Source organism: Spirosoma sp. KCTC 42546 (genome assembly GCF_006965485.1).
In the GTDB taxonomy this organism is placed as follows: Bacteria; Bacteroidota; Bacteroidia; order Cytophagales; family Spirosomataceae; genus Spirosoma.
The window spans coordinates 6,288,525-6,313,034 of record NZ_CP041360.1 but is presented as its reverse complement, the minus strand read 5'-3'; the positions used below and the strand labels follow the sequence as shown (position 1 = coordinate 6,313,034).

The following is a 24,510-nucleotide window of genomic DNA, read 5'->3' as shown; positions in this document are numbered from 1 at the left end:
GATTTAGTTGAGTACATCCCATTTCTTTCCCTACATACGTTTATGAAACTACCTTTCCGGCTCACTCACCCCGCTCTTCAGCGACTTGTTTATTCGGCCACCTCCCTGCTCGTGGGGCTGGCTTTTATGCTGTCCAGTCATCCCATGCTGGCCCAGTCCGGTGGCATCTACGCCACCCCTGGTCTCTACACCTACACCGTTCCGGCGGGTGGCCCTTTCCAGATTAAATTAACGGCCCAGGGCGGAGACGGGGGAGGAGATGGAAATGGAGGCAGTGGGGCCCGTGTTGGTGGAACCTTCACTGCTCAGAGTGGAGATGTAGTAACCCTCATCATTGGCCAAAGCGGTGTGCCCGTTACTGGTAATCCTGGTAATCCAGCAAATGGCGGTGGTGGCGGTGGGTCGGCGGTGATATTGACGCATAATGGAACCCCCACCCTGTTACTAGCCGCTGGGGGTGGTGGTGGGGGAGGAACTAATCAGGGAGGAAATTTTCCTATGGAAACGATACAAGGCTTGGGCGGGCGGGGCATTGGAACGAGTTCTGCCGGTGCAGGTGGACCAACGGGTGGCAATTACAGTGGTAGTGGTGGCGGGGGAGGACTGGATGGGCCGGGGGGCAATGGTACTGCAGGTTTTAATCCGGGTGGTATTGGCGGGGGGCGCGCCAGTTTAACGGCCATCAGTCCCGGTGGCAATTCCGGTGCAAATGGAGCTGGCGGGAGTGGCTTTGGGGGTGGCGGGGGCGTGGGCGGATATGACTCACACCCTCCCCAAGCTGCCGGGGGTGGCGGTGGTGGGTATGGAGGGGGAAATGGGGCGGGAGCCTTTTCTACCCCACAAGCCGTTTTGAATGCCCAGGGTGGCTACTCGTTTGTAAGTCCTGCAGGTAGTGCCACCACCGTAACGCCGGGGGCCGATGGTGCCAGTAAAAACAAGGACGGTTTAGTGATTCTTTCGTTTCCCAACAACACAGCTACCGCAGCCCTTACCCCGGTCAACCAGAGTATTTGTCCGGGCTTTTCGACCAACCTACAAGGCACGGTCAGTGCCACGGGCAGCTGGACCCTGGTGCTCAGCGATGGGACAGTGGGTACAGGCAGCGGGTCAACCTTCTCGATTCCGGTCAGTCCGGTCATGTCAACCACTTACAACATTGCTTTCCTAACCGATCAACAGGGATTGGCCGATGCTAACAAGCTAACGGGAACGGCTGCTGTCATAATTTCGCCCACGATGAGTTTGACCAGTAATGGTCCGCTTACCTGCACCCAGTCCAGTGTTACCCTGACGGCATCGGGAGCGACCTCCTATACCTTTACTACGGGAAGCCTAACGATAGCTGGTGATCCGGCCAGTAACATCCGGGTCGTGACTAGTCCGGGCACCTATTCCGTGGTGGGCTCCCTGGACGGTTGCATCAGATCGGCCACCACAACGGTGACCAGTGTTGCCACGGTGACCGTTGTCAATCCGGCCACGACGTTTTTCGTAGTGGGTCAGGCGGTGAGTCAAGCCTTCACGGCCTCGGGGGGCGTTTCTCCTCGCAGCTTTAGCGTCGTCAGCGGAAGTCTTCCGCCGGGATTGAGTCTGTCGGCTGATGGTCAGTTGTCAGGAAGCCCAACCCAGACCGGTAATTTTCCGGTCGTCATTCAGGCCACCGATGCCAATGGCTGCCCAGGCCTTGGTGCTCCGTACGAAGTGAATGTAACCCAGTCTACCTTCACAGGTCCGGCCCTCACATACACTACCCCCGGTCTCTACACCTACACTGTCCCGGCGGGTGGTCCTTACCGAGTCTGGTTGACGGCCCGGGGCGGAGATGGGGGGGCGCAGTCGCTCGGCGGCACTGGGTCCCGTGTTGAGGGGTCTTATTTTGTTCAGAGTGGCGATCTCTTAACGGTGATTGTTGGCCAGAGTGGCAGGCTCTTCAGTAGGGGCGGTGGTGGTGGCGGTGGTGGTTCAGCGATCGTGTTGACCCATAGCGGTACCCAAACGCTCCTGGTGGCTGCTGGCGGTGGTGGCGGTGGTGGACAAGTAAACATAACGCCGGGTGGTGGTGGCCAGGGCCTTGGCCCCAGTACCGGTGGAGTAGGTGGCCGATCAACTGGTAATTACAGTGGTGGCGGTGGTGGTGGTGGTCTGGATGCGCCAGGGGCCAATGGGGGCAGCGGTTTCGATCCGGGAGGCACGGGCGGTGGAGCCGCCAGCTTAACGGCCCCAAGTTCCGGCGGGCCGTATAGAAGTTCTGATGATGGGGCTGGAGGTAGTGGTTTTGGGGGTGGTGGGGGCGTGGGCGGAGGTGACTCACTCCCAGGGAGACCAGTCGGTGGTGGGGGCGGAGGTTATGGTGGTGGTCATGGCGGAGATAATGGAGCTCCGGTTGATGGAGCTACGGGAGGCTATTCGTATGTGAGTCCCGCTGGCAGTAACACCAGCGTAACGCCGGGTATCGGCGGAGCCAGTCGGAACCGGGAGGGCGTAGCCACCATTGGTTTTGGCCAAAATACGGCTACCGCAGCCATCACAACCACCAACCTAGCGGTCTGCCAGGGCACGCCCTCGAACATAGAGGGCACCGTTAGCGCCACAGGCAGCTGGACCCTGGTGCTGACTAACGGCCTAACGACCACGGGCAGCGGGACCAGTTTCTCGATTCCTGTCAGCCCGGCCAGCCCCACCACGTACACCATTGAATCGCTGCTTGATGACCAGGGCTTTGCCCCGGTCAGTAACCTGAGTGGTCAGGCTAGTGTTACTGAAATCAAACCGGTGCCTACGGTGAGTTTAACCAGTAATGGTCCGCTTACCTGCACCCAGTCCAGTGTCACCCTGACGGCATCGGGAGCGACCTCCTATACCTTTACTACGGGAAGCCTACCGCTGGCTGGTGATCCGGCCAGTAACATCCGGGTCGTGACCAGTCTGGGCACCTATTCCGTGGTGGGCGTCTCCCAGAACGGTTGCACGAACTCGGCCACCACAACGGTGACTAGTGTTGCCACGGTGACCGTTGTCAATCCGGCCACGACGCTTTTCGTAGTGGGTCAGGCGGTGAGTCAAGCCTTCACGGCCTCGGGGGGCGTTTCTCCTCGCAGCTTTAGTGTGGTCAGCGGGAGTCTTCCGCCGGGACTGAGTCTGTCGGCTGATGGCCAGTTGTCAGGAAGCCCAACCCAGATTGGTAGTTTTACGGCCGTCATTCAGGCCACCGATGCCAATGGCTGCCCGGGCCTTGGTGCTCCGTACGAAGTGAATGTAACGCAGCCGATCGACATGAGTTTGGTCGCCACGTACACTACCCCCGGTCTCTACACCTACACTGTCCCGGCTGGTGGTCCTTACCGAGTCTGGTTGACGGCCCGGGGCGGAGATGGGGGGGCGTATTCGATCGGCGGCACTGGGGCCCGTGTTGAGGGGTCTTATACGGTTCAGAGTGGCGATCTCTTAACAGTGATGGTTGGTCAGAGTGGTAAGTTGGGCCTCGGGGGCGATGGTAACGGTAGCGGTGGCGGTGGCGGTGGTGGATCGGCGGTGGTGCTGACTCATAGCGGTACCCAAACGCTCCTGGTGGCTGCTGGCGGTGGTGGCGGTGGCGGGCGAAGAAACATAACGCCGGGTGGTGGTGGCCAGGGCCTTGGTCCCAGTACCGGTGGAGAGGGGGGGCAAAATGGTATTTCCGCTGACGGTAATTACAGTGGTGGCGGTGGCGGTGGTGGCCTGGATGGGCCAGGGGGCAATGGGATCAGCGGCTACAGTCCGGGAGGCACGGGCGGTGGAGCCGCCAGCTTAACGGCCCTAAGTGTCGGCGGGACATATAACGACGGTTCTATTAATGGGTTTGGCGGTAGTGGTTTTGGGGGTGGTGGGGCCATAGGCGGACGTGACGCATCCCCGTTGAGACCGGTTGGTGGCGGGGGCGGAGGTTATGGTGGGGGTCATGGCGGAGATAGTGTGTTTCCGTCTAATGGAGGAGCCACGGGAGGCTATTCGTATGTGAGTCCCGCTGGCAGTAACACCAGCGTAACGCCGGGTATCGGCGGAATCAGTCGGAACCGGGATGGCATAGCCACCATTGACTTTAGCCAAAACACAGCTACTGCAGCCATCACAACCACCAGTCTGGCGATCTGCGATGGCTCGTCCGCGAACATAGAGGGCACCATTAACGCCAAAGGCAACTGGACGATCGTGCTCAGCAATGGTACAGTGGGCACAGGCAGCGGGTCAACCTTCTCGATCCCTGTCAGCACGATAGATATTCCCCGCTCTTACTTGTATTTGACCATTGAATCACTGCTTGATGACCAGGGCTTTGCCCCGGTCAGTAACCTGAGTGGTCAGGCTAGTGTTACAATCAACCCGAGGCCCACGGTGAGTTTAACCAATAACGGTCCGCTTACCTGCGCCCAGCCCAGTGTTACCCTGACGGCATCGGGAGCGACCTCCTATACCTTTACTACAGGGAACCTAACGATAGCTGGTGATCCGGCCAGTAACACGCTGGTCGTGAACAGTCCGGGCACCTATGCAGTGGTGGGTTCACTGAACGGTTGCACTCGATCGGCCACCACGACGGTGACCAGTCTTGGGATTGCCGTTGCCAATCCGGCCACGTCATCTTTTTTGGTGGATCAGGCGGTGAGTCAAGCCTTCACGGCCTCGGGGGGCGTTTCTCCCCGCAGCTTTAGCGTCGTCAGCGGGAGTCTGCCGCCGGGCCTTAGTCTGTCGGCTGATGGCCGATTGTCAGGAAGCCCAACCCAAACCGGCAGTTTTACGGTCGTCATTGAGGCCACCGATGCCAATGGCTGCACAGGCATTGGGACTCCCTACGTAATCAATGTGGCTCCGTTTAGCATCACCAGCCAGCCCCCAGCCAGCCTGTTGGTCTGTGCGGACAACTCCGTCAGTGTGAGCGTGGGCGTTTCGGGCACACCCACCGCCTACCAGTGGTACAAGAACAACACCCTGGTTTCGGGCCAGACCTCGGCTACCCTCTCGCTGGCCTCGGCTAATCCCACGGATGCGGGTAGCTACGTGGTGGTGATTACCGGGGGAGGACTCAGTCTGACCAGTACCGCCTTTAGTCTGACGGTTGGGCCCGTGGTGCCCGCCCGTTTTTACGTCAACGCCAGCGCTACAGGGGGCAACACGGGCCTGGACTGGGCCAATGCCTTTACCGATCTGCAATCTGCTCTCAGTGCGGGCAACGCCTGCGCGAATAATCTCAAGGAAATTTGGGTGGCCGGGGGCGTTTACAAACCCACTCCCACCGGTGACCGCAATGTTTACTTTTCACTGCTCTCCGGGGTGGCCCTCTACGGGGGGTTTGTGGGCAACGAAACCATCCTCTCCCAGCGCCCTTCAGTCAATCCCAATATGGGTTCGGGTGGGGCATCGCAGCCCAGCAGCAGCACTCTGAGTGGGGATATTGGCCAGCCGGGTAACGCCCTGGATAACAGTCAGGTGGTCGTTGCAGGGATAGACCTCGCTCCCACCACCGTGCTGGATGGCTTTGTCATCACCGGTGGCCGGGCCGAGGGTAATGCAGGCGCTGTCGTCGGGGGAGGGCTGTCGAACATTGCCAATTCAGGCAGCAGTAGCCCCACGCTGAACAACCTGTTCTTTATTAACAACTATTCGGCTAGCATAGGCGGAGCCATCCTAAATTATGGGCTGGGTGGTGCGGCCAGTCCAGTCATCAGTAACTGTCGCTTCGAGCAAAACACGACGGCTTCCGCGGGAGGAGCCATCGCCAACCTTACGGCCAGTGGCAACAGCCGTCCGGTGATCACCAACTGTTTCTTTGCGGGCAATAGTGCTACCCAATGGGGCGGAGCTATCGTTAACGTTGCGCAGGGGGACACCGTAAGCCCGGTGATCACCAACTGCGCCTTTCAGAGCAATAGCGCTACCCAGGGTGGCGCCATCTGGCAAGCCACGGCATTGGCGAGTGTCCTCAATGCCCTTATCACCAACTGCTCGTTTTCGGGCAACCGGGCGGGGGAGGGTGGCGCTCTCTACAATGCAACCTCCATACCGGGGGGGGCTCCAGCTGGTGGCCCCATCGGGCTAACGCTGGCCAACAGCGTGCTGTTTGACAATGGGGGAGCCACTACCTTCTCCAACACGGGTGAGGTGACCCTGTCGGCCCGCTACAGTCTGCTGGAGGCTTCCGTCACAGGCTACACGGACGCTGGTAATAACCGAACCACGGCCAGCTCGCCTTTTGCCAGTCCCACCAGCTTGCTTTTAGGAGCGGGCTCGCCAGCCATCAATGCGGGCGACAACGGGGCCTACCAGACGGCGGGGGGACCGGCCACCGATCTGGGGGGGAATAGCCGGATTCAGCAAACGACCATCGACATGGGGGCCTACGAGAGTGAGCGCCAATCGGACTGCCAATCGGCACTGACCCTCACGGTGGGGGCATCTCTGCCTCAGGCCAATGTAGGTGTGGTGGTCAGCCTGACCGCTTCGGCCAGTGGAGCCGCCGGTCCACTCTCCTACCAGTGGAGCGCCCCTGGCTCGGCCTCCCTGACCAGCCCCGCCACGAGTTCGGCGGTGCTGGCCCGCTTAACCACGGCCGGGGTGCAAACGTTTACCGTCGTGGCCACCAGTGGGAACTGTAGCCAAAGTGCCCTGGTGAGCGTGACGGCCCTGAGCGGTCCCGACCTGACGGCCATCGTTAGTCTGCCCGATGCCAACTTTTCGGCGGGAGAAACCAAGGGCTTGCTGCTCCAGCTTCAGGAGGTCAACGGGACAGCCGCCCGTGGGGCCATCGTGATGACCATTAGCGTCCCCCCTGGCTACAGCGTCAACTTCGACAACACGCTGACTACTATCAGCGTGTCGGGGGGGAGTGCCAACCCGGTGGCGGTCGATAATGCCCGGTGGCATCAAGGCAGTTCGGTGATGGGTCGGCAACTGAGTCTGATGATTAATGAGGGCCAGGGGGTGGGAGCTAACAGTACGGTGAGTCTGGGCGTTCGCATCACCCGAACGAGTGCCAACTCGGGGAGTGTGTCCAACATCACGGTGAACGTAGCCGACGACAGTGGCGGAGGGTACGATGTGAATCGGCTCAACAATGTGTATGCCCGCATTATTCAAGCCTTGTAAGTTGGGCCGTACCCAATGAGCAATCAACTCAATTGTCAACTAATCAGACCAATACATACCTGTTAAAACCCATGCAAGATCAACGACACAACGTCTTCACCCAAATTCACAAAGGGCTGCGGGGCATGCTGTATGATACAGCGCTTCGCTTACAACAAACCGATTTTTCTGGGCCACAAGCCAGCAAGGCCATTGAGCCATTACATCAGTTACTCCTGTTTTTCGATGAACACGCCGAGAATGAGGACCGCTTTATTCTGCCTTACATTCGCCACTATCAGGCGCAACTCATTGATGAACTGGAAAAAGATCACGAGATCGATCACCAACTGACCCAGACGCTCTTCGATCACATACGGGCGTGGGAAACCGCCACCTCCGGCAACCAGCGTGAAGCCATTGGCCAGCAGATCCTGTTTGCCTTCCATGAATTTATCGCCTTTAATCTCTACCATATGAATAAGGAAGAGACCGTCTTGATCGAACTACTCTGGAAGCATTATTCCGACGCTGAGATTCGGCAGATGGAACAGGCGATTATAGCGTCAATTCCCCCTCAGACGCTGATGGCCGAGAGCCGCTGGATGATGCGATCCATCAACGATAAGGAAGTAATTGCCTGGCTGTCGGGCGTAAAACAAGGGGCTCCCCAGGCAGTATACGATCATTTTTGGCAACTGGCCCAGGAGGAGCTATCGGCCGAGCGATTCACGAACGTGCAGGCCGCGCTGGCCTGACTTAACTTTTCAATCTACCTATTTTTTCTCTAAACAACTCAAGTTATGCACTACAAACGACCCCTTTTAAGTTTATTTCTGGCGGGTAGCCTACTCACAGGATGCCAGGATCACCGGATTCCCTCGATAGTTCAGCCCACAATGACCACGTTGGCAACCGGCTTAGTGGGAGTAATTGGCGTAGAGACTGATGCCACTGGACGAGTCTTCGTCACGGAACAAGGCACGGGTAACAATGATGGCCGCGTCTCGGAAATCACGCCGGATGGGAAAGTGCATCCGATCATTACCGGATTGTATTCCTTTACACGCCCCGATAATGAGCTGGACGCGACGGACCACCTACTGGCCGCCGATGGTGTGCTTTACATTCTGAATGCCAAAGGCCTCTATACGTTCAATATCAGCGCATACAAAACCGGCGATGCGCCCATTCCGGCGTCTAGTCTGACGCCCGAAAACATTCAGAAATTCGTCATTGACTATACCTTCACCGAGGATACCGGCGAATCCCATTTATATAACATGACCTTGGGCCCAGATGGAGCGCTCTACTTCTCCGATGCAGCCGCCAACGCCATTATTCGCCGGTCTAAAACCGGGCAATTAGGTGTCGTAACGGCCGTGCCGGGTATCGCCAATCCCAATCCGGCTGGCCCTCCTCCAGGGCCACCTTTTGTTCAATCGGTACCCACAGGGATTACGTACGATGGGAAGCAGTTTGCCATCAGTACCTTGCTTGGTTTCCCGTTTCCGGCGGGCAAAGCGCTCATTTATCGGATGGATCTGGCTGGGAAAATCAGTGTCTTTCAGCAGACCTTTAACAGCCTGGTTGATCTGGAAAACGATGGCAGTGGCAACTATTTAGCGCTTGAATTTGCCGTGTTTGGGCCCATGGGCTGGACTCCGAAAACGGGTCGGCTGCTCCGGGCAAAAGGAACCAGTAGCGATGTACTGCTCGACAAGCTGAACCTGCCAACGGACTTGAAAGTGGTTGATAGCCACACGGCTTATCTGACCAGCCTGGGCGACGGGACCTTATATAAAATTACGTTCTAGCCTCTCCCTACCAGCAAGGCCATGACTCTTTATTTTTCTCTAAAGGCTCCGGATGGTACCCTGCATAGCCCTGGTGTTTGCTGTGCGGAACTGGAGATACAACTGGAAGTCCTAAACAGTTTTGTTGCCAATGGTAACGTGCTGGTATCGGCTTACCTGCTGGATGAAAAGGGCAAACGCTTCGACTTACCCGTCGAAGCGTTTGATGGGTCATCTATAGTTGATCACCTGCTCCAGTTGACCAGGGAGTATCACCAAGTGCTGCGCGTTCTGTCCTGATTTTATTCCAATGTTTTCGTGAACTGTTTCAAGCCGTAAATGAATATAACAATCTATCTTACCGGGCAAGAGTAGGCGTGCAGTTGGCCAAGGGTTTTCCTGAACGGATATAGTCTGAACAGGCGGCAGCCGCTGCTGTTGTGTGATAAGCTCCCTATGTTTCTTCCCATTTTTGCTGGGGACTGGGCCGACCGTGCGGTTGTACTGGGAACAATAATGCCCCAACAACTCTTTGGCGACTTTGGTCGGCCGATCCATAATAACCAGAAAATACATTGTGCTCAGTATTGTCCACCTTCAGTTGGCGACGTACAGATAGTACACGACCTGTTCTGATGATCGAACTAGTCATCAATCACTAGATATGCCCTCTCCAGCCTGACTATGCTTCCACCGCTTTGTTTAGTAGGTTTCCATTTTCTACGCTTTATGTAGCAACAATACTCCTTTCATAAGGAATAGGCGATGAACAGAACATACAAATACCTATTGCCACTGATATCGGTTATCGTTTTATCAGGAGTACAACTAGGTGGCCTTACTGCTTTTGCCCAAGGGCCCGGACAAAGAATACCTCTCCCGCCTATACCTCTAAAAGGCGATACGACACACACCTTATCCAAACACTTCACGTTGGCCTCTGCCGCCCAGAAATCCCCGAATGCCAAGGGCTTTATTCAGCGTTGGATGGTGCTGGAACCCGTCAAGAAAGATATTGTCCGGAATAATATATTTACGGACAACTATCTCCGAACCACATTTTCGGCCGATAATTTTTCCAGCGATTACACCACCGTTCCCCGCAATGGCGAAACGGTAAACGTGGGCAACCAGACACTGAAGTGGTATGCGTTGGACAGCAAGGCCTTCAATGTTAACTTATACCAGTTTACCTATGCCATCAACAAGCCCAAATATGGCATACTAGTCTGGCTGGTTACGATCATCGATTGCCCTGACGAACTCCAAAATGTACGGATGGCTGTCGGCTGTAATTCCGGCAGCATGTGGTGGTTGAATGGTCAGGAAGCCTTGTTGCTTTCCGGTGACCGGGATATGATTGCCGATAATGGGACCTCTGCCCGTTTGACGCTCAAAAAGGGAAGAAACATCATCCGGGGGGGCGTCATAAACGGACCGGGTATGGCTAATTTCTGCGTTCGTTTTCTTGATGAAAAAGGAACGCCTGTACAAAACCTCCGTATTAGTTACGAATAATAGGTAGTAGTCTGCTCAAGCGGATTAAAACGAATTAGTACATGAAAAGCATGAAAGTCCCCCACCTAATACTCCTGGTAGCCCTATTAGTAACTCAAACCGTATTGGCCCAGGTTGGCAGACCCTTTATCCATGATCCCTCGACCATCGCTGAATGTGAAGGCAAGTATTACACATTCGGCACCGGCGGTGGCGGATTGATTTCCAATGATGGCTGGACCTGGCATGGTGGCGGGGTGAGACCGGGTGGGGGAGCGGCTCCTGATGTCCTCAAAATTGGGGATCGGTACCTGGTTGTCTATGGCGCCACCGGTGGTTCACCCAACCACAAAGGAGCCATTCTAACCATGTGGAACAAAACATTGGACCCAAAATCCCCTGATTTTAAATATTCTGAACCGAATGTGGTGGCAACGTCGGATGGCTATGAAGAGAATGACGCCATTGATCCCGGCGTACTATTAGATCCCACTACCGGACGTCTGTGGCTAACCTATGGCACCTATTTCGGCCACACCCGGCTGATCGAATTAGACCCCAAAACCGGAAAACTCAAAGCCGGCAATACACCCGTCGATGTCGCCATCGTCTGTGAAGCCAGCACGCTGGTGTACCGCGACGGCTGGTACTACCTGCTGGCCACTCATGGCAGTTGTTGCGATGGGGCCAACTCAACCTACAATGTGGTGGTGGGTCGATCCAAAAAAATAACCGGTCCCTATATCGATAATGTAGGCAGAAGCATGTTGGAAGGGGGCGGTAAACTGGTGGTGGCTACACGCGGAGGCTTAATTGGCCCCGGTCATTTTGGGCACATCATACTTGAACAAGGCGTTGAAAAAATGTCCCTTCATTATGAAGCCGATTTGGAGCAGGGTGGTCGAAGTGTGTTAGGCATTCTGCCGGTGGTTTGGAAGGATGGCTGGCCTGTTGCTGGAGAAAGGTTTAAGGAGGGCACATACGAAATTGAATCTGTACGAAGAGGCTATGGCTTAGAGTTGGCCGTTGATTTCACCAGAATGGCCGTGGCACCCCGGAGATTTAACCAGCCCGACAACGACCCCATAAAGCCCGTTGCGGCCCAGCAGCTGGCTGATGTCATAAAAACCTGGCCAACCGGGATTATTCAGGTGAGAATTGGTGACTACATGTCTCGTCCCCATCAAAGATGGACGATTACCGATGCGCCTGATACCACCGGGTATTTAGGCGGACCCTACTATAAAATTGTATTAGCCGGAACCGATCGGGCCTTAGCGGCTACTGCCGATGCGGAAGTACTAACCGTACCAGCATTTACCGGAGCGCCTGAACAGCTATGGCGAATTGATCAATTGACGGATGGCACCTACCGAATAATGCCTAAGGTAGTGCCAACTTCAGGAAAAAAGTTTGCGCTGGTATCATCCGGAGACAGCACACCGACCTTGGCAGCCTTTGATTTTAGGAGCGATAATTCTAAATGGAATTTTAGGGCTTACTAAGGAAATTCTTTACACCGTTGGTGTGGTGAGGCTGGTTTAGTAGGTTACTTGTTTCATCTTTCTGTTCGTTGCAGATTGGTTAGATGAGATGGTCCTAAAAATCCGGACACGAAACTTTTTTAACCTTGTGCCAAATGGCCAAACATTCAACCGCCACGGCGGACCGTTCCCAAACGAAAGTACACGCCTGAGTTTAAAGCGGACATCCTCCGCTTGGTTGCTAATGGCGAATCCATCCTCAGCGTAGCCCGCAAAATGGGCATCAGCGATAGCATTATCCATGCTTGGCGAGCGGCTGAAAAAAAGAACAAAGGGGAAGGGAAACAGCCCTCCGTCTTGGAAGATGAAGTCGATTCACTACGACGACAACTTCGCCAAACTGGGATGGAACGCGATATTTAAAAAAAAGCTATCGCCATTTTCAACGGGCCGCCGTAGCGGCCGCATGACCTGAGACTAACTTACCAATTCATTCAGCAGGAAGAAGCCAGTTTTCCGGTAAGATTACTGTGTAATACTCTGGAAGTCAGCGAAACCGGACCGCCGGAGCGGTAGCTACTATGCGTACCGGGCAGGCCAAACGTTTCAATCTTCACCAGCTGATCAGCACATGACAACTTCTATTCAGGAGATCTTCTGGGAACATCACCGTCGGTATGGCAGTCGACGGGTGCAAAAAGCACTTCTCGAGGAAGGCATTGAGATAGGTCGTCATCGCATCAGACGGCTCATGGAGGAGCAAAATTGGCAGGCCATTCAACCCCGTAGTTTTGTGCCTCGTACTACGGATTCGCGTCATAGTCTGCAGGCTTGCCCTAATTTGTTGCTTGAGTTGGGGATACCTGTGCGAGCCGATCAGGCTTGGGGGGGCGATATAACCGCACGGGCGGCCCCGTTATCTCCCGATTACGGGTGGTGACGGGGCATACTTAGCGAGTTGGTTAGACGGCACGGGCCGCCCCGCTATTTTCGCGACGAATTGTAGACTGGTGCGTTGACATGACGATGGAAGAAAGCCTGATTATTAGAGCTTTCGGTCAAGCCATTGCCTTACGGCGGCCTCAGCCCGGCTTAATTATTCATCGCTCCGGCGACCCGGTCCGATCAGGGTGGACAGTATTTCGGCAAAGTGTTCCAAAAGCGGCTCGACAAATGGGCTTGTCGGCAGAGTATGGCTGAGAAAGACAATCCGTATCAGACCGGGTCGCCGGAGCGATGCCCATGCGGAATCATTGTGGAGCCGTCTAAAAGCCGAATTATTAGAAGATGCGGGGCCGCCCGTGCGGCTGCTTTGATAACTTACAAGATGCTCATGATGACATGGCCGCCTGTGCGGCTATTTAATTATATCGAAGGGTATTATAATATTCGGCGTTTGCATTCAGCCTTAGGCTATCAATCACCAATTAATTTTGAGAAGCAGTATTACCAAGCTAATTTAAATCAAACTCTAAATTAAAAGTGTCCGGCGAAATCGGCCCACCTCAATTCTTGAGAAATTAGCCAGATGTAAAAAAAGGGTAAGACTTCTGCTCTCTTCTAATAAGCTCGTTAAAAACGGGAAATCTCCCAACGAAAAACCGTAAATCTCCCGTGGTCTAGTACATGGAAAATACTATGTAGACTAATGTATAAGCTTCTTTTTAATAATATAAATTTTAGAAGAATTTATTCAATGCCATCGGTAAATGATCAGAAAATATGGATGTGCTTTGAGAAAAAACTCATATTAAAATTACATTATAAAAAATTATCAATAAATCCTACGGATAATACTTTACTAGAAAACCAGTGTATATATACTTAGCGAAAGAGCGAAAATATTACTCAAACTAATAGTATGATAAACTATATGTTACCGTATTGTTAGATTATAAACTTTTCAAGAATGCTATTTTTGACGTTAAAATAAGTTAAAAATAGTTGACTAATTGCCAACGAAAAACCCCACGACAGTTTGGCGACAGAAGTGGGGTGTAATCAATTCAACTAATTATACTAAAACAATCAAATTTATGAATTATTTCTTTACAGCGAGCTATCGGCTCGCTTTAGCAGCCATTTTATTGGTGGCCTCTCAATTAGCCATGTCTTGTGAGAGCATCAAGCCTAATGATGTTCAGCCAACTAACTCAGCTGTCGGAGCGTCGTCACAAAAGTACAAAGTAGAAAATGGGAGAATTGTCTTCAAAGATGTTTCTTCGTTTACTGAAATTAGAAATGGCTTAGTGAATAAAACTCCTACTGAGTTATTACAATGGGGTGAAAAGACAGGATTGGAATCTATTGGTGCTACTTATCTAAAAGGTACTGACGATAACGCTATTAAAATGATGGACAGCTTTGGTTTTCCAATAGCTCTTGCTATGATCATAAACCTTAATGGGGAGTACCAGATTGGGAATCGAATATTTTGGTATAGTGATGGTTTCCGTCATGAGGCTTCAAGTGAATTAGAGCTCAAATCAATTAAGCACGATCCAGCTATCTCGAAAAATAAGTATTCAGTCGGCGCTCGCATTATTGAACAGAGAAATGTTAAAGATAAGTCGGCTAGAACAACTTATAGCAGGATGGAAAGTCAAGATCGTGATAATAAATATATGCAGATCCTTACGCTTGTCGGAGTTCCTCAACGACGAAGACATATATATAGTACTAAGATTTTTACTGAGAGCTATGTGTCAGGTTATCCAAGTACAGGTAAAAAATTTACGGCATTGGATTTTGGTATATATTTAGAATATGAGACCAAAGATTTTTGGGGCAACTGGGTTTGGAGACAAAGTGCAGATTATAGAAGAATAGATTATGACTTCTATTTGAATGCAAATTGTGGAGTGAATGGTACAATAAATCCAACCGTGGCCGGCTTATATCGCAGTCATACTTTTCCTACTCAGCATATTGTAGCTGGTCTCTATACAACTCAAGTATATTTGACAACCTTAGCAGCGGTTGATCTATACTATGAGAATCTTGGCGGCTCACTAAGTGCAGATGACGATGCTGTTCTTTGGAATTATTCAATCGATGGAAGTATTTCTCAGGGCAATCCAGGATACACCACAGATTTAGGGCAACCGGCTACTTATACCGTTTCAAGCTCTGTTCTGTGGTAGTGCAGGAGCCGCTTAAAGTGAAATATAACTTGCAGGTTAACTATATTTCAACATAATTGTCTAGATAATACCGCAAGACATCTGTCTTGCGGTATTATTTTCAAAAAGTTCTATTAGTAAACTATTTTATTTACAAAGAATATATATATTATATTATTTATATATCAAATATATATAGTACAATTTTCAGTAGATCTGTCTAATTCTAATTCATAGCCTAATAGATCAGCATATAATATCTTTTTACCGAAGCCAAATACTCTCCTACCTAGATACCTAAACAGTATCAACGATCAACCGACATTCCACTAAAACGATAAATTTCTGCCACGGGAAAAAGCTTTTAATCATCAACATAAAGTCGTTTACAACTCTTTTCTTCAATTTTACACAATTATCTCTACTACGTTTGGACGTGTTAATAGTCAGATGACGAGCGTTTGTTCAAAAATATGTTATTCTCAATTCCATGACACCGTTTTTTCTTTTCAAGTTACGTACATATCAATATGCGCTTCTGGTTTTATTGGGCAGCCTTGGCCTAACTTACTATCACCGTACAGCTCATTTCGATGATGCTTGGTTTGCGGAACAATCATATTGGTTAGCTAAAGATGGCTGGGTTAGATCAGAATTCTTTAGAGGGTATAATGGCTGGGAAGACCGAATTTATGTATTTCATAAGCTATTCGTTTACGCAGGTGCTTTATGGATGAGTGCCACAAGTTTTACCTTGGCTTTCAGTAAATTACTTACACCTATATTTGGATGCCTAACCGGATTTCTTATTTGGTATTATAATCGTCGACAATCTGCTGAGCAACGCTGGCTAGCAGTTCTTCTTTACTTTGGTTGCGGTACACTTATACGGTACTTTTTTGTCAACCGCCCCGAAATAATGTGTATGTCTCTAGGCTTTGCATCTTATGTTGCACTTGACCGATCAGAGGGGCACCCCACTAGATTAGGTCTGGCAGGTATTTTGGCTGGCATGGCAGCACTCACCCATTTGAATGGTTTGATTTATCTAATGGCAGGCCTCCTGTGGGCCTTTATACGTATGGGCTGGCGGTCTTCTATCTGGTTTGGCATAGCCAGTGGAATAACACTGAGTTTATATGGATTAGATGCTTTGTTAGATGGAAATATTGACAGGATGATTATGCAGTTTTTAAATGATCCTGCGACTCAGGCTGGCTTAAAACTTAGTGATAAGTTGAGTGTTATGCTCAACTATCATCAATTATTCTTTCATAGCCATGGCGAGGTCCCATTATCAGTTTTAGCTCTACTTTGTCTACTGATATTTAGAAGATACGTTCGGTTGTCACAACCTGTCCTTTTGTACTTGGTCTTGTTAGTTAGTATATTTTGGGTTCTCTCTAAAAGTAATTTTGACTTTTACTTCCTTCTATTTGTGCCTTGGATGGTCCTGCTAGTTTCTGATTATTTGATAACTTATTTACCATTGTTATCACCTAGGTATCAATCAGCCGGTAAATGGTTATTGGTGGGTTACTTCATTTTTTCTCTATTTAGCGTTGCTAAAGTATTAGAAGAAAATTATATAGAGGTTTACATACCTACATATAATACTCAATTAGCGCAACACATGCCTCAGTTACACACAAAAATCATTGCTCCTATCAGCTTTTTTTGGGGGCAGCAAAGTAACTACCAGATACATGGTCTAACCTATTACCATTTAATGGAAAGGAGATATGGCCCAATTCCTTTATCAGCCTTTTTTAAGATGGCTGATAGAGACAGTGTAAAATATATTGTCAGTGACGGATTTAAAAATGCGAGCTATGAAATCCCATCTAGCGTGCCAGAGCGGATTGGTGCTTTTAAGCGGATTTTCCAAGACCAATATACCTCTATTTACGCTCGCCAATAATTAATAATCTGTCCAAGTTATGTCATTTTAATGATTTAGCTTATAGATTATTAATTTTCAAACTGAGATTAATAATCTATAGGCTAAATTAATGACCATTGGTAAACAATCATGATTGAAAATTTCATTAGTATTTTCCTAAATTTTAAAATTTTCAATAAATGAGGAACCAATAAAATAAATTGTTTTGTAATGCTAACTATTATTTTTTGATACCAAATGCTCAGTTCAACTTCAAAGTCGTTTTTTAGCTTATCAATTTTTAGTGACTTTCGCTTTATTTATGGGATCTATTTTTTATTAATACTTTTTGCCACTATTCGTATTGTAGGATGGGAGGGCTCGAATAATTATTCTATTTTTTATTACTCTCTTTATCATCTATTAGAAGTAAAAAGCTTATACGCTTTATATCCAGCTCAATATGAAGATCATTATCATTATGCCCCGGCATTCGCTGCAATATTTGCTCCAATATTTGCTCTACCTTATTCCGTTGGCTTATTTTTTTGGCAATTATTATTTGCAGGAGTATGGGTCTATGCTATCCAAAAGTTGCCGATTACAAATCAGCAAAAAGTATTTGCCTATTGGTTTGGCCTTCACGAATTATTTACCTCGATTGTGAACAGTCAGACAAATCCGTTAATCACGGCATTATCAATTTTTGCGTTTATTAGTTTCGAAAAAAAGCAGCCCTTTTGGGCTGCTTTTTTTATTATGATTGGATTTAATATAAAGATTTACAGCTTGGTGGCTGCAGGTTTGTTCATACTTTATCCTAAAAAAGGTGTATTCATTGCGTCTATGATACTATGGTCAGTTGTTTTAGGGCTATTACCTCTATTACTAACTTCGCCAGCTAAACTCCTCTGGCAGTATGAGTTATGGATCAGAGAATTATTTATAAAAACGGATAGTGACAAATGGCTTAATATTTCTATTCATCGTCTAATACATTTGTCTATATCTCCCAATATAGCGACGGCCAGTATAATTGGGATTGGTGTGGTACTTTTTTGTACAGTCTATATACATCGCCAACGTTATAGCGATTACAACTTTCGAATTTTGCTTTTGGCATCTATTTTAGTTTTCCAGGTAGTTTTCAACCCAGTTGCAGAATCACCTGCTTACATCATTGCTGTTACTGGTGTATTATGTTGGTGGTTTGTTTGTCCAAAATCGAGCCTTGACTGGATCTTATTGTTGAGTTGTTTTATTTTAACCGTTATGTCCCCAAGTGATATATTTCCCGCCACAATACGAATGAATTTTGTAGTACCTTACAGCCTGAAAGCTCTCCCTTGCGTGTTAATCTGGTTTCGTATCCTTTATTTGATGCATTTCCCTCAACCAACTGTTCATCAGCAAAATCTGGACCTGGATTAAATCTAACGATAGGCTATATACGAAAGTCACTAGAATCGAAGTGCTTACTTCTAAGCACAACCACCTTGCATATATTTCTATCTAGTTGCTTCTGAAAACTTGAGACTATTTTATTGATTGAAAGAATATACTCAAATTCATAATTACAATAGACTTCCTGAAACGGATACTTTGCTGGCTGTGGACCAGGTTGGCCCCTTGCCCTGCTATTGTGTTGTTTAAATTTTCTTGAGATATGCTCACAGTAATAGTATAATCCCATACAGCGTCGTCACCGTTATATATGATATCTGGGTCTTTTAGAATCCATATGTCAGCAGCTGCAAATCTTGTGAAATAAACGTCATTTCGATTAGAGTTATCTTGAATTGTCCTGGTGTTAAACCATTTATTATTGAGAGCACTTGAAGATACACCAAAGCTAACGAAATTAGCGGATGCTCAATCGAAATGAATCGGCTTTATGCCTACTAATAACCCACCCCAAATTTGGGTTGCCGACAATAATGAGGACGACCAATACTTATTTTTGGATGCTTTTAAAACTTTAAGCCACTCGATTTCCACTCAGCTATTTGATAGTGGGGAAGAGATGATATCCGCCTTAGCTCAAAGCACTCAATTACCCGATCTATTATAAAAACTGTAGCCCGTGCGGGCATAGAAATTAGACACGCTTAGGGCCAGCACATGAAGGCCAGGTTTTGCATCGGAATCAGGTAAGAGCCAACAGGTTGCATGATGGCCGGGGCGTTCTAAGGCTTTCGTACGACCAACCTGACCATTGTGGCCGATCAATCGTCCGTCCCAGAAAGCCTCGAAAGAACCCAGCGAGATAATCTTCAGACCCAGCGGTTTATGTGCAGTTCCTGCAGCATCCAGCCGAATGCGGAATCGTAGCCAGAATATCTGTTGGTGGGATGTCCCGTTGGTAGCCTCCCAGCCCTGGCCATTCCAGTTTAAAGCCGCCCATGCCGGCTGATCTCCCAGCTTTAGGCGGATACGTTCCGGTCTGGCCCAGTCCTGCTGACAGCCCGCCAACGCGAGCAAACCCACCAGGTTAAACCAGGAAATCAACCCTTTTAGTCTCGTCATGATCGTTGGCGAATGCGCAAAGATACGCGTCCCGAAATGGGTTCAGGTGTCGTTGACAAACGGGTCGTGCGGTTGGCAAGTTTAACCAGTTCAAGCACGTGTATCCGTCGTATTATTGATTGATTTTCACGCCTATGTCTATGCGCGCTTACCGCTTAAAATTGTTCTATCTGTCCATTTGGGGGCTATATTCTGTCCATTCGTTCGCTCAGAATCAGCTCAGCACCCGGATCGATTCACTCATGCAGGCGGCTCATCAGTTGGGCGTTTTCAATGGGAACGTACTGGTTGTTCATAAGGGAACGATCCAATACCGGAACAGCCTTGGCTATGCCGATGGCAGTCGAAGCAAAAAAATGACCCTCGATAGGCTATTCGACATTGGCTCCATTGCCAAGGAGTTCAACGGCGTAGGCCTATTGCTTTTGCAACAACAGGGGAAACTGTCGCTCAACAACCGGCTCAGTCAGTACCTGAACGGTCTACCTGCCTGGGCCGACAGCATCCAACTCAAGCACTTGATCAACTACACGAGTGGACTGCCCATTAGCGGGGCTACGAGCGATCAGCAGCTACTTGCTGAACTGAAAAGTCTGAAAACATTAGCCTTTAGACCGGGGAAAGCTTATGCCTATAGCTATAGCAATGTGTATCTTCAACATCGGGTTATCGAGGTCGTTTCGGGCCAGGGGTATAATGCGTTTATAACCGACCAGCTACTGAAACCGATGCAGATGAACCATACGTTCATGGATCTGCCGGTAACAGCGCCGGAAATGGCGCGGGCGTTTGACAGTAATTTTAAAGAAAGCACCTACGATCAACAAATGAGCGGCTGGCCCCGGTTATCCATTGATGATTTGTATAGCTGGCTCGTTAAGCTGGATAGCTATCAATTGGTCAACAAAGCGGCCATGCAAGCCTTGGCAGTCGATCTTGGCGGCAACGAAAGTAGCCTGGGCCATGCTGTTTTTAAGGCCGACAAACTGAGCTGGCATCAGCATCATGGCTCTAACTACAACTACGAAGCGCTAATGACGCATGATGTGGAGAACAATATCGTTGTTATTCTGATGACAAACAGCCAGCAATTTAAGGTACATGCATTGACCAACAGCATCATCGCTATTCTGAAGGGTCAACCCTATATGGTTCCAAGACGGTCGTTATACCTGGATCTTCGCGAAAAAGTACTGGCTGATTTCAACCAGGGACTTGCTTTCTACCGAGCTGTCAGGGAGCATCAGCAGGATCGGTATGACCTCAGCTTCGAAATCGGGGATTTGGTGAATACAGGAAAATACATCATGCGTCGGCAGCGTTACGATGACGCCATTCGGCTTTTCGAATTGAGCGCAACCTTAAACGGCAAACTGAGCGATTATTCGTATATCTATCAATTAATAGCCGACTGTTATACCAAGCAAGGATTGAAACAACTGGCGATTCTTTATTACCAGGAAGCAGTTGAAAAAGATCCGACGAACGAAAATGCCAAAGGGTATCTGGCCGAATTAGTACGGTAAAAAAGATGGCGTATAGAAAGTGGTAGGCATAGCTTCCCCTGCCAGATTAGTTGCTCAAATTGATCTTGTAACTGACAGTTACAAAGGGCTCACAGAACCCTCCCAAGTGAGACGAAAAGAGCTTTGATATCCCAACTCTTTAAACGCAACAGCTTGTTTGAACAACTGGCAACGACTACCCGTAGCACACGGGTTTTTAGAGCTTGGGTTCAATCCACAAACGACAGAACTATCGTCTCCGGTCAAGTAAATAATTAACCCCAAGCTGGGTTTGCAATAAGTTGTACTGTCCGTTAAAACCTAATTCGGTAGCACCGGGTTTGTCTTGCCAAGTAAGCAGTAAATCAAGCCGACAGGCCTTGATCACTCGAAGGCTCAGACCCAGACCAACATAACGAGATTGAATCGGTCTGTTCTGCGTGTCAGCCGATGTAGTCGTACCCGAGGGACTAACTTTATACCGTATGCCGGAAACAGTAGCTTGCCCAAACTGATAAGAGCCTACTAGAAACGGCGATAAACGAGTGCGCGTGAATTGATAGCGTACCATAGGCCCTACAGAAATAGCTACATCCTGAGCGGCCCCAAGGTTTTCCTGACCCCGGCTGGCAGCCAAGCCAATAGCTAGTTTATCAACTACAAAATAGCTTCCATACAGGTGAGTAGCCGAATACCGCTCATTACTATAAGTGCCCTTTGAATACCCCATTTGAAAGCCTGCTAACCAAGTATGGCGGCTAAAGGGCAAAGATCTGTCAATAGGTAGATTCAGTCGAGCCTGAGCTTGACTGGACCAGCCATGACATAACAGATAAAGCAGCAGTAGCTTTCTCATAGTTAGGATTGGTTATTTTATAGCAAGCTATGCATATCTATTTGACCTGATAGCTCATTTTTAGTTTATGGCCTTTTACGAACGGTCGTTGAAATAAAGCCAACTAGCAGCCATTAGATAAATCACCGGAAGAAAGTGATAAATAGGGCCTCTCCCGTTTCAGGGATCACAATAAATCGCCCGAACTACCGTTTTATAACTGATATGCTTCTTCAGCCTCAACGGGTCAACCGATGGGGATTTTTATGGTCTATAACGCTTAATCTTTGGCATGGAAGGCGTATTCGATCAAGTATCTCCTCAACCCGATCCAGTAGCAACCCAGAAACAGCGCGTTGAAGCGGCAAGTGATTTTCTGAGTATCTGTGACCGTTTGTCTACCGGTTATGACAGCGGATACTATTGGGAAGATGTGCAACGGGCACTACGTATTGCTGCTGGCCTGGAAAAGTGGCCCGATTGAGTCAACTTTAGGTAAAACGGCTTGCCCGTTCATTATAAAGATCTAAAGCCCCGTCATCCACTACACCCCCATGTGCCAGATCCAGCAGGAACGATTCTCGCCGATCTTCGATGAACTCGGCCAGCGCTTCAAACCGCAAGTCCCGCTCCACCCACTCCGAAGACTTAGCCAACTGGCTAGCCTGCTGAAGTATCGCTTTAAAGATGGTTTGGATCTTAATCCTGTTTTTGGTTGACTCCTGGAGACTGGTTACAGCACGGATATAATCGCGATAGCTTAATCGCTGAGGAGTACACCGGGGCTTCCCACGCATATATCAGCTTTCCCTGAGCTAGGAAGTGGCTGTGTGGTCCTGACTAACACTAAAGCGAACCTGGATAAACTAATTATTGGTAGGCAGGCTCTTCTTAAACGAAAGAAATAAGATAAATGGCGTTTAAAACGCTCGACGCCCCCGTTTGCCACCTAAGGCCTTCTCCGCAGCGATCATACCCATACTTCTTTTTTTGCTTGTTCAACAAATTGATTCCATGCTTATTTTTGAACATGGATCGACTGCTCAAAGCCATTCAGCACTATATTCCCCTCTCATCCGCCGATGAAGCCATCATTGCCACTTTAGTTCGACAACTAAATCTTACTAAAGGCCAGCATCTTCTGCAGGCCGGGCAGGTCTGCAAAAACGTCTTCTTTATTGAGAAGGGCCTGGTCCGCTATTATGCCAGTATCGATGGGGAGGAAAAAACCAGCTACTTTAACAAAGAAGGCGAATTTGTTTGTGATTACGCCAGCTTTCTGCCCCAGCAACCCTCTCAGACCAACATTCAGGTCCTGGAAGACGCGATAGTCTATAGCATTAGCCAAGCCAATATGGACCTGTTGTATCGACAAGTTGAAGAGGGGGAACGATTTGGAAGGCTGGCCATCAGCGAGGTTTTTGTGAGTGCCATCCACCAGATTAACTCCCTCTACACCGACCCTCCCGAGCAGCGCTACCAGACCTTTCTGGTAAAGTTTCCCGATATAGCTCAGCGCATTCCCCAGTATTACATTGCCTCCTACATAGGCATCAAGCCCCAATCCCTGAGCCGCATTCGAAAACGAATGGCCCAGACCCATTAATTAACCTGGGTGAACTAGCGGCTGTTTTTTAGTGGAGAGCTTTGTGGTCAGAATCGATCACGACAAGCACACTATGAAAACAGAACATGTACCGGCCCCCTGGGGCTGGCGGTCGGCATCCTATTGGATGACTCTGTCCATCGCACTGGCAATTCTCCTCATCGGTCTCCGGTTTATGTTGGCTCCCCAGCTTAGCATGGACGATTTTGGGATAGGACCCCTGACGGATTCAGCCCTTACCTACGGCCGCATAAAGGGGATACGCGATATTTTTTCGGGCCTAGCCCTGCTGGCTTTGGGGTTGACCCGGATGAAAAAAGCGACCGCGTACGTGTTTACGGCTGCCATCATCATCCCCTTTACCGACTGTTTGCTGATCTACCAACAGAACGGAGTGGACCTGCCCCGCTTGCTGGTCCATGGCGGTACGGCGGTTTACATGGTCATCGCCAGTTTTTTATTATTCAGAAATAGTTACAAACCAACGACCTGATGGATTCATTCATTTTACAACAAGTGTTGCTGGTTATGCATCTTTCCGGCTTGGTGCTCATGGCCGGCACTACGGTTAGCGAGTTTGTGGCATTCCGCTGGTTTGTAAGTCTGTTAAAGTCGCAGGATAAAGCATCCGTTGGTCTATTTAGACTCCTGTCGAGACTGGGTCCGATCTTACTAGCCGGTGGGGTGTTATTGGTCATTTCCGGAGTTGGTCTGATGATATTAACCGAGGGCGTTTACTTGCAGCAGTTCTGGCTTCAAGTAAAACTTATATTAATCTTGCTGCTTCCCCTGAATGGCCTGCTCGTAGGCAACCCCCAGATGAAGTGGTTAAGAAACAACCTGTTTGCTGAAGGGAGTGGCCTAAGTTTGCCCATCCAACCCACCCTAACAAAACTGACTTGGTTTCACACGGTTCAACTGCTGGTGTTTCTAGCCATAATTATCCTGGCGGTCTTTAAATTTACTTAACCTGAGGCAACTAAACGATCGCCCTCCCTTGTCCACAACCAGGGTATAGGGCTTCACTATCTAGCCCATTTACTGGATGAACAGGAAAGCAGATCAGCGTTAAGAAATGTACTATGATTGATCCGCGAAGTGCGATCCCGAGCGGTGGCCATGCCGATACGGGATCGCACATGCATACACAAACCATATT

At 49.3% G+C, this 24,510-nt stretch carries 20 protein-coding genes; 17 read left to right on the top strand and 3 right to left on the bottom strand.

Going from position 1 to position 24,510, the window contains the following annotated elements:
* Nucleotides 1-42 precede the first annotated feature (42 nt).
* The 12 genes from EXU85_RS36075 to EXU85_RS26005 all read left to right on the top strand — a co-directional run bounded on the left by EXU85_RS36075 (nt 43) and on the right by EXU85_RS26005 (nt 18,310).
* Entirely contained in the window at nt 43-7,119 is a 7,077-nt protein-coding gene (locus EXU85_RS36075; protein ID WP_210422515.1) for a putative Ig domain-containing protein, read from the top strand.
* A gap of 71 nt (nt 7,120-7,190) precedes the next feature.
* Nucleotides 7,191-7,856, top strand: a complete 666-nt coding sequence (locus EXU85_RS26055) for a hemerythrin domain-containing protein (RefSeq protein WP_142774894.1) — start codon at nt 7,191-7,193, stop codon at nt 7,854-7,856.
* A gap of 45 nt (nt 7,857-7,901) precedes the next feature.
* Nucleotides 7,902-8,915, top strand: coding sequence for a ScyD/ScyE family protein (locus EXU85_RS26050; protein WP_142774893.1), 1,014 nt, complete (start codon nt 7,902-7,904; stop codon nt 8,913-8,915).
* Nucleotides 8,916-8,936: 21 nt separating this feature from the next.
* Nucleotides 8,937-9,194 (top strand): hypothetical protein, encoded by a 258-nt coding sequence (locus EXU85_RS26045; protein ID WP_142774892.1) that lies wholly within the window; start codon nt 8,937-8,939, stop codon nt 9,192-9,194.
* A 465-nt stretch (nt 9,195-9,659) separates the two neighbouring features.
* A complete protein-coding gene (locus tag EXU85_RS26040; RefSeq protein WP_142774891.1) occupies nt 9,660-10,412 on the top strand; it encodes an acetylxylan esterase in 753 nt (250 codons plus the stop codon).
* Between the two features lie 41 nt (nt 10,413-10,453).
* Nucleotides 10,454-11,896 carry a family 43 glycosylhydrolase gene (locus EXU85_RS26035; protein WP_142774890.1) on the top strand — a complete coding sequence of 481 codons (1,443 nt, stop codon included), beginning with the start codon at nt 10,454-10,456 and terminating at the stop codon, nt 11,894-11,896.
* A gap of 213 nt (nt 11,897-12,109) precedes the next feature.
* On the top strand, nt 12,110-12,298 hold the full coding sequence (locus tag EXU85_RS36250) for a transposase (RefSeq protein WP_371731951.1): 189 nt from the start codon (nt 12,110-12,112) through the stop codon (nt 12,296-12,298).
* Between the two features lie 208 nt (nt 12,299-12,506).
* On the top strand, nt 12,507-12,815 hold the full coding sequence (locus tag EXU85_RS26025; RefSeq protein ID WP_142774888.1) for an IS3 family transposase: 309 nt from the start codon (nt 12,507-12,509) through the stop codon (nt 12,813-12,815).
* 80 nt (nt 12,816-12,895) lie between these two features.
* A complete protein-coding gene (locus EXU85_RS26020) occupies nt 12,896-13,075 on the top strand; it encodes a hypothetical protein (protein WP_142774887.1) in 180 nt (59 codons plus the stop codon).
* 836 nt (nt 13,076-13,911) lie between these two features.
* Complete coding sequence (locus EXU85_RS26015; protein ID WP_142774886.1) at nt 13,912-15,018, top strand: hypothetical protein; 1,107 nt, start codon at nt 13,912-13,914, stop codon at nt 15,016-15,018.
* Between the two features lie 469 nt (nt 15,019-15,487).
* The gene (locus EXU85_RS26010; protein ID WP_142774885.1) at nt 15,488-16,918 is read left to right on the top strand and encodes a hypothetical protein; all 1,431 of its coding nucleotides are present in this window, start codon (nt 15,488-15,490) and stop codon (nt 16,916-16,918) included.
* A gap of 219 nt (nt 16,919-17,137) precedes the next feature.
* Nucleotides 17,138-18,310: a glycosyltransferase 87 family protein gene (locus tag EXU85_RS26005; protein ID WP_142774884.1), complete on the top strand. Its 1,173-nt coding sequence runs from the start codon at nt 17,138-17,140 to the stop codon at nt 18,308-18,310.
* Nucleotides 18,311-18,928: 618 nt separating this feature from the next.
* Here the strand turns inward: EXU85_RS26005 and EXU85_RS26000 are convergent.
* A complete protein-coding gene (locus tag EXU85_RS26000; protein WP_142774883.1) occupies nt 18,929-19,405 on the bottom strand; it encodes a hypothetical protein in 477 nt (158 codons plus the stop codon).
* Nucleotides 19,406-19,545: 140 nt separating this feature from the next.
* On the opposite strand from EXU85_RS26000, the gene EXU85_RS25995 reads away from it, so the two are divergent.
* Nucleotides 19,546-20,931 carry a serine hydrolase gene (locus tag EXU85_RS25995; protein ID WP_168207870.1) on the top strand — a complete coding sequence of 462 codons (1,386 nt, stop codon included), beginning with the start codon at nt 19,546-19,548 and terminating at the stop codon, nt 20,929-20,931.
* A gap of 229 nt (nt 20,932-21,160) precedes the next feature.
* Here the strand turns inward: EXU85_RS25995 and EXU85_RS25990 are convergent, their stop codons facing one another.
* Nucleotides 21,161-21,766 carry a hypothetical protein gene (locus tag EXU85_RS25990; protein ID WP_142774881.1) on the bottom strand — a complete coding sequence of 202 codons (606 nt, stop codon included), beginning with the start codon at nt 21,764-21,766 and terminating at the stop codon, nt 21,161-21,163.
* A gap of 271 nt (nt 21,767-22,037) precedes the next feature.
* On the opposite strand from EXU85_RS25990, the gene EXU85_RS25985 reads away from it, so the two are divergent.
* Complete coding sequence (locus EXU85_RS25985; protein ID WP_142774880.1) at nt 22,038-22,229, top strand: hypothetical protein; 192 nt, start codon at nt 22,038-22,040, stop codon at nt 22,227-22,229.
* Between the two features lie 7 nt (nt 22,230-22,236).
* On the opposite strand, the gene EXU85_RS25980 is transcribed toward EXU85_RS25985, so the two are convergent.
* Nucleotides 22,237-22,542, bottom strand: coding sequence for a hypothetical protein (locus tag EXU85_RS25980; protein ID WP_142774879.1), 306 nt, complete (start codon nt 22,540-22,542; stop codon nt 22,237-22,239).
* A 233-nt stretch (nt 22,543-22,775) separates the two neighbouring features.
* Here EXU85_RS25980 and EXU85_RS25975 point away from each other — a divergent pair, with 233 nt between their 5' ends.
* The 3 genes from EXU85_RS25975 (at nt 22,776) to EXU85_RS25965 (ending at nt 24,320) form a co-directional block, all read left to right on the top strand.
* Nucleotides 22,776-23,351 carry a Crp/Fnr family transcriptional regulator gene (locus EXU85_RS25975; protein WP_142774878.1) on the top strand — a complete coding sequence of 192 codons (576 nt, stop codon included), beginning with the start codon at nt 22,776-22,778 and terminating at the stop codon, nt 23,349-23,351.
* Nucleotides 23,352-23,424: 73 nt separating this feature from the next.
* Nucleotides 23,425-23,844, top strand: coding sequence for a DUF4267 domain-containing protein (locus tag EXU85_RS25970; RefSeq protein WP_142774877.1), 420 nt, complete (start codon nt 23,425-23,427; stop codon nt 23,842-23,844).
* Nucleotides 23,844-24,320 (top strand): DUF2269 family protein, encoded by a 477-nt coding sequence (locus tag EXU85_RS25965; protein ID WP_142774876.1) that lies wholly within the window; start codon nt 23,844-23,846, stop codon nt 24,318-24,320. Before EXU85_RS25970 ends, EXU85_RS25965 begins: the two co-directional genes overlap by 1 nt.
* Nucleotides 24,321-24,510: the final 190 nt, after the last annotated feature.

What these genes read in the sequence shown, in the direction of transcription:
- EXU85_RS36075 (WP_210422515.1), top strand. Translation starts at nt 43, where the DNA reads ATGAAACTACCTTTCCGGCTCACTCACCCCGCTCTTCAGCGACTTGTT.
- EXU85_RS26055 (WP_142774894.1), top strand. Translation starts at nt 7,191, where the DNA reads ATGCAAGATCAACGACACAACGTCTTCACCCAAATTCACAAAGGGCTG.
- EXU85_RS26050 (WP_142774893.1), top strand. Translation starts at nt 7,902, where the DNA reads ATGCACTACAAACGACCCCTTTTAAGTTTATTTCTGGCGGGTAGCCTA.
- EXU85_RS26045 (WP_142774892.1), top strand. Translation starts at nt 8,937, where the DNA reads ATGACTCTTTATTTTTCTCTAAAGGCTCCGGATGGTACCCTGCATAGC.
- EXU85_RS26040 (WP_142774891.1), top strand. Translation starts at nt 9,660, where the DNA reads ATGAACAGAACATACAAATACCTATTGCCACTGATATCGGTTATCGTT.
- EXU85_RS26035 (WP_142774890.1), top strand. Translation starts at nt 10,454, where the DNA reads ATGAAAAGCATGAAAGTCCCCCACCTAATACTCCTGGTAGCCCTATTA.
- EXU85_RS26025 (WP_142774888.1), top strand. Translation starts at nt 12,507, where the DNA reads ATGACAACTTCTATTCAGGAGATCTTCTGGGAACATCACCGTCGGTAT.
- EXU85_RS26020 (WP_142774887.1), top strand. Translation starts at nt 12,896, where the DNA reads ATGACGATGGAAGAAAGCCTGATTATTAGAGCTTTCGGTCAAGCCATT.
- EXU85_RS26015 (WP_142774886.1), top strand. Translation starts at nt 13,912, where the DNA reads ATGAATTATTTCTTTACAGCGAGCTATCGGCTCGCTTTAGCAGCCATT.
- EXU85_RS26010 (WP_142774885.1), top strand. Translation starts at nt 15,488, where the DNA reads ATGACACCGTTTTTTCTTTTCAAGTTACGTACATATCAATATGCGCTT.
- EXU85_RS26005 (WP_142774884.1), top strand. Translation starts at nt 17,138, where the DNA reads ATGCTCAGTTCAACTTCAAAGTCGTTTTTTAGCTTATCAATTTTTAGT.
- EXU85_RS26000 (WP_142774883.1), bottom strand. Translation starts at nt 19,405, where the DNA reads ATGACGAGACTAAAAGGGTTGATTTCCTGGTTTAACCTGGTGGGTTTG.
- EXU85_RS25995 (WP_168207870.1), top strand. Translation starts at nt 19,546, where the DNA reads ATGCGCGCTTACCGCTTAAAATTGTTCTATCTGTCCATTTGGGGGCTA.
- EXU85_RS25990 (WP_142774881.1), bottom strand. Translation starts at nt 21,766, where the DNA reads ATGAGAAAGCTACTGCTGCTTTATCTGTTATGTCATGGCTGGTCCAGT.
- EXU85_RS25985 (WP_142774880.1), top strand. Translation starts at nt 22,038, where the DNA reads ATGGAAGGCGTATTCGATCAAGTATCTCCTCAACCCGATCCAGTAGCA.
- EXU85_RS25980 (WP_142774879.1), bottom strand. Translation starts at nt 22,542, where the DNA reads ATGCGTGGGAAGCCCCGGTGTACTCCTCAGCGATTAAGCTATCGCGAT.
- EXU85_RS25975 (WP_142774878.1), top strand. Translation starts at nt 22,776, where the DNA reads ATGGATCGACTGCTCAAAGCCATTCAGCACTATATTCCCCTCTCATCC.
- EXU85_RS25970 (WP_142774877.1), top strand. Translation starts at nt 23,425, where the DNA reads ATGAAAACAGAACATGTACCGGCCCCCTGGGGCTGGCGGTCGGCATCC.
- EXU85_RS25965 (WP_142774876.1), top strand. Translation starts at nt 23,844, where the DNA reads ATGGATTCATTCATTTTACAACAAGTGTTGCTGGTTATGCATCTTTCC.